The organism is Azohydromonas lata NBRC 102462 (assembly GCF_001571085.1).
In the GTDB taxonomy this organism is placed as follows: Bacteria; Pseudomonadota; Gammaproteobacteria; order Burkholderiales; family Burkholderiaceae_C; genus Azohydromonas; species Azohydromonas lata.
In genome coordinates, this window is the sequence record NZ_BCTC01000211.1 from 1 (window position 1) to 3,407 (window position 3,407).

A 3,407-nucleotide genomic window follows, 5' to 3' on the forward strand; every position below is an offset into this window, starting at 1 on the left:
GGCGAGCTGGCGCTGGAGTCCGTGCCGTTCAACCTGCCGGCGCTGCTGGCCACCGCGCTGGACCTGGTGCGCCCCCAGGCCGACGCCAAGGGTTTGATCCTGCACGCCGATGTCGCCCCCGAGCTGCCCGCCACGGTGGTGGGCGACCCGCTGCGGCTGCGCCAGGTGCTGCTCAACCTGCTGTCCAACGCGGTGAAGTTCACCGCGCAGGGGCGGGTGACGCTGCACGCGCACTGGAGCGAGCCGGGCCCGGGGAGCACCGGCGCGTCGATGCTGTGGCTGGACGTGATGGACACCGGCATGGGCATCGCCCTGGCCGAGCAGCAGCGCATCTTCGAGCCCTTCACCCAGGCCGACGCCTCCATCACGCGGCGCTTCGGCGGCACGGGCCTGGGCCTGTCCATCGTCCAGCGGCTGGTGAAGATGATGGGCGGCACGGTGCGGCTGGAAAGCACGCCGGGGCGGGGCAGCACGTTCAAGGTGCGCCTGCCGCTGGCGGCGGCGCAGGACGGCGCCGATGCGGCGTGAGCGGGCGGTGCCTTGACGCCATCCTCAGGGCTGCAGCGGCGTGGCCTTCAACAAGTCGTGGAAGGCCTGTGCCGCCGGCGAGAGGCTGCTGCGCTTGAGGCGCAGCAGCACCACCTTGCGGCGCACGGGCGGGTCGGTGAGGGCGATCTTGCGCAGCCCCGGCCGGTCGCCCTCGCGGAAAGTGGAGGAGGGCAGGATGGCGCTGCCCACGCCCGCGGCCACCAGGTTGATGGCCGTGGCGTGGTGCTGCACCTCGTAGTTGCCGTGCAGCCGTATGCCGCGCTTGGCGAGCTGGTAGTCCATGAACACGCGCGTGGCCGTGGCGCTGCTCACGCCGATCAATTCCGCGCCGCGCATGTCGGCCCACGTCACGCTCTTGCGCTCCTGCAGCGGGTGGGGCTCGCGGCAGATGAAGGCCAGCGGGTCGGAGAACAGCACCGTCTCCTGCAGCTCCGGGTGCTTTTCGCCCAACACGGCGATGCCCAGCTCGGCCAGGCCGTTGAGCACGGCGGCGCGCACCTCGTTGGAGTCGCCGTCCAGCAGCCGCACGCGGTTGTCGGGATGGGACTGCGCATAGCTGCGCATGACCGCGGGCAGCAGGTGCGCGCTCATGGAGGGAATGCAGGCCAGGGTGACATTGCCGCGCGCGTGCTGCGACATGTCCTTGAGCCGCTCCACAGCGACCGTCATGTCCTGGACGATGGCGCGCGCCTGCGGCAGGAAGTCGCGGCCCACGGCGGTGAGCTCCACGCGGCGCGTGGTGCGGTCCAGCAGCCGCAGGCCCAGGTAGGCTTCGAGCTTTTGCAGCCGCCGCGTCAGCGCCGTCTGCGTGATGTGCAGCTCGCGCGCGGCCTTGTTGAAACCGCCCAGCTCGGCGATGGCGACGAAGGCCTGCACGCCGTCGAAATCGATTTTCACGGGTGTCCGTCCAGCAAAGTCGGGGGCGCGAGCGTAGCGCGTGCGCCATGGTGAAGGGCCGCCCAGTCGGCCCGGCACGCACATGCCGGCTTGGGCGAACCAGGGGCGGGCCTGGGGTTTGCCCGCAATGCGGGGCTCAGGCGCAGCGCACCGCGCGGGCGCCGGCATCGGATTGAGGAAGTGCACACCTATGGATGACGCCAGGCTGGGGGCCAGGCGCGTGCCTCTTGCCGCTGCAGGCGAAGCGGACGGGGCTGCCGGCCCCGTCGAGGCCCCGGGCCTGCCGGCCCGGGTCGGCCCGGCCTTGGGCGAGCTCACCGCCACACTGGACCTGGCCTCGGTCTTCGTCCGTGCCCCCGACGGCACCATCCTCTACTGGTCCCGCGGCTGCGAGCGCCTCTACGGTTGGGCCCCGGACGAGGTTGTGGGCCGCAACGCGCACGAATTGCTGCACACCGTGTTCCCCGTGCCGCTGGCCCACATCGAGGCCACGCTGGAGCGCGAGGGCGAGTGGACGGGCGACCTGCGCCACACCACGCGCGACGGGCGCGAGATCGTGGTGTCCACCCGCAAGGTGCTGCGCCGCGACGCGCGCGGGCGCGGCGTGGCGGTGGCCGAGGCCGTCACCGACGTCACTGCCGCGCGCCGCGACCAGGCCGCGCTGGCGCGCAGCATCGAGGAGGCGCGCGTGGACGCCGAACGCGTGCAGCTCGCCCTGGCCGCGGGCGCCATCATCGGCACCTGGCTGTGGGACCTGCCCACCGACACCGTCACGGTGGACGAGCGCTTCGCCCTGAGCTTCGGCCTGGACCCGGCGCTGGCCCGCACGGGGCTGTTGCCGCAGCAGGTCATGGCCAGCGTCCACCCCGACGACCTGGAGGGCCTGCGCGCGGCCATGGCCGACGCCATCGCCCGCGGCGGCCCCTACAGCCACGAGTACCGGGTGCGCGGGCGCGACGGCGTCTACCGCTGGATACAGGCCAACGGCCGCGTGGACCACGCCGCCGACGGCACGCCGCTGCGCTTCCCCGGCGTGCTGCTGGACGCGGAGCGCCGCCGCACCCTGGAGGCCGAGCGCGACCAGGCCCTGGACCTGCTGCGCGCCTTTGCCGACGCCGTGCCCGGCGTGGCCTACGCCAAGGACGCCCAGGGCCGCCTGCTGGTGGCCAACCGCGGCGTGACCGAGCTGCTGGGCCAGCCGCCGCAGCACTACCTGGGCAAGACCGACCTGGAATGCCTGGACGACCCGGTCCAGGCGCGGGCCGTCATGGCCAACGACCGCCGCATCATGGACAGCGGCATGGCCGAGCAGGTCGAGGAGGCGGTCAGCCGCGCCGACGGCACGCCGGCCGTGTGGCTGTCCACCAAGGCGCCGTTCCGCGACGCCCGCGGGCGCGTCATCGGCATCATCGGCTCCTCGCTGGACATCACCGAACGCAAGGAGGCCGAAGCCGCGCTGGCCGAGCTCAACGCCACGCTGGAGCGCCAGGTGCGCCAGCGCACGGCCGAGCTGCAGCGGCTGGCCGAGCGGGAGCAGGCCATCCTGGCCAGCGCGGGCAGCGCCATCATCGCCACCGACCTGGCCGGGCGTATCACCACCTTCAACCCGGCCGCGGAGGCCATGCTGCGCATTCCCGCCGCCCGCGCCCTGGGCCGGCTGGAGCTGGATTTCCGCGACCACGCCGAAATGCTGGCCCAGCTCCACCACTATCCGCGCGAGGTGCTGGAGAACTGCGGCCAACTGCCGCTGTGGCTGGCCACCGCGGCGCGTTCCACGCTGGCGGCCCTGCCCGCCGGCCACGACAGCAGCCGGCGCAGCGAATGGACTTACGTGCGCGCCGACGGCACGCGCGTGGCCGGCCTGGTGAGCATCAGCCTGCTGCGCAGCGCGCAGGGCGAGCCCAGCGGCTTTTTGGCCGTGGTGACGGACCTCTCCGAGCGCAAGGCGCTGGAGGAGCAGC

3 protein-coding genes are annotated in these 3,407 nt (G+C 73.1%); 2 read left to right on the forward strand and 1 reads right to left on the reverse strand.

Going from position 1 to position 3,407, the window contains the following annotated elements; all coding sequences use genetic code 11:
- On the forward strand, nt 1–528 hold a 528-nt coding region (locus ALA01S_RS30410; protein WP_238456021.1), incomplete at its 5' end, for a sensor histidine kinase.
- A 24-nt stretch (nt 529–552) separates the two neighbouring features.
- On the opposite strand, the gene ALA01S_RS30415 is transcribed toward ALA01S_RS30410, so the two are convergent.
- Nucleotides 553–1,446, reverse strand: coding sequence for a LysR family transcriptional regulator (locus tag ALA01S_RS30415; RefSeq protein ID WP_066343430.1), 894 nt, complete (start codon nt 1,444–1,446; stop codon nt 553–555).
- Between the two features lie 190 nt (nt 1,447–1,636).
- Between ALA01S_RS30415 and ALA01S_RS30420 the strand changes: the two genes are divergently transcribed.
- The coding region (locus ALA01S_RS30420) for a PAS domain-containing protein (protein ID WP_169806050.1) at nt 1,637–3,407 on the forward strand (1,771 nt) is incomplete at its 3' end.